Annotated in this window: 2 protein-coding genes; both read left to right on the top strand. The window is 55.9% G+C overall.

All coding sequences use genetic code 11. From position 1 onward, the window contains the following. Positions 1-72: 72 nt before the first annotated feature. A complete protein-coding gene (locus tag ACQKEN_RS25395; RefSeq protein ID WP_241090298.1) occupies positions 73-375 on the top strand; it encodes a transposase in 303 nt (100 codons plus the stop codon). Beyond that, positions 372-1,208 carry an IS3 family transposase gene (locus ACQKEN_RS25390; protein WP_427689488.1) on the top strand — a complete coding sequence of 279 codons (837 nt, stop codon included), beginning with the start codon at positions 372-374 and terminating at the stop codon, positions 1,206-1,208. Before ACQKEN_RS25395 ends, ACQKEN_RS25390 begins: the two co-directional genes overlap by 4 nt. Positions 1,209-1,246: the final 38 nt, after the last annotated feature.

Here is a 1,246-nt window from a genome sequence, read left to right as displayed (position 1 = left end):
TGAACTGGCCTAATGATTTTGGACATCTCAATCGGGCGCTAAGATGGCGCCCAAATCCGAGGTGTTATGGGCATGCGTACTTCTTACTCGAACGAATTCAAACTCAAAGCAGCGGCCATGGTGCTGGACGAGGGACAATCGGTCCCTGAAGTCTGCGACAACCTCAGCATTGGCCGAACCGCGCTGCGTCGCTGGGTCGAACAAGTGCGCGCGGAGCGCCAAGGCGCGACGCCTGTGGGCGCCAAGGCGATCACCGCCGAGCAACAGGAAATACAGCGACTCAAGACATTGCTCAGGCAGAAGGACCGGGATATTGAAATCCTAAAAAAGGCCAGTGCTCTCCTGCTTTCGGACTCCAAAGATCATTCGAACTGATCAGCGAGCTGGGCGAGCACTACGGCGTTCACGATTGTTGCCGCGCGTTGGGAGTCAATCGCAGCAGTTTTTACGCCTGGCGCCAGCGCCAGGGCGTCTTAAACCGCAGCCGTGCAAGACTCAGGACTTTGCTGGTCAGGTTTCACAAAGAGTCCAGGGGGTCAGCGGGCGCAAGAACGCTGTCCAGTGATCTTCGCAGCGAAGGGCATCAGGTGGGCCGGTACATGGCCCGCACGCTCATGCGTGAATCCGGGGTCGTGAGCTGTCAGCGTCGGCCGCACAAATACAAATCTTCAGGGGTCGAGGCATTGGTGGCGCCGCATCTGCTCAAACGCAAGTTTGATGTGGATGCCCCCAATACCGTGTGGTGCGGGGATGTAACGTACATAAAAGTGGGTAAGCAATGGATGTATTTCGCTTCTGTGCTCGACTTGTTTGCACGCAGGATTGTGGGTTGGTCCTTTTCGATGACGCCGGACGCTTCGCTGACTTGTGAGGCATTAAGAATGGCGGTTGAGCTTCGCGGGCGTCCTAAGGATGTGCTGTTTCACTCGGACCAGGGCTGTCAGTACACCAGCCATAAGTTCCGGAATGAGTTGGTGACCCATGGCTTAAGACAGAGCATGAGTCGCAAAGGCGAGTGCTGGGATAACGCCCCGATGGAGCGATTTTTTGGCAGCCTAAAATCGGAATGGGTGCCTAAAGAAGGATATTCGTCAGCGCATGAAGCACAGTTGGACGTGCAGCGTTATGTCATGCGTTACAACAGCCGTCGGCCCCACAGCTACAACGGCTACAGGTCGCCTGTGGCTGCAGAGGGAGCGGCTGCTTGAAAACCTAAACGGGTGTCCAGAATTACTTGACCAGTTCA

The sequence above is a fragment of the Pseudomonas sp. NPDC078416 genome (assembly GCF_050268485.1).
Taxonomy (GTDB): domain Bacteria; phylum Pseudomonadota; class Gammaproteobacteria; order Pseudomonadales; family Pseudomonadaceae; genus Aquipseudomonas.
Note: the sequence above shows the minus strand (reverse complement) of the source record. Positions and strands in the feature narration are given on the sequence as shown.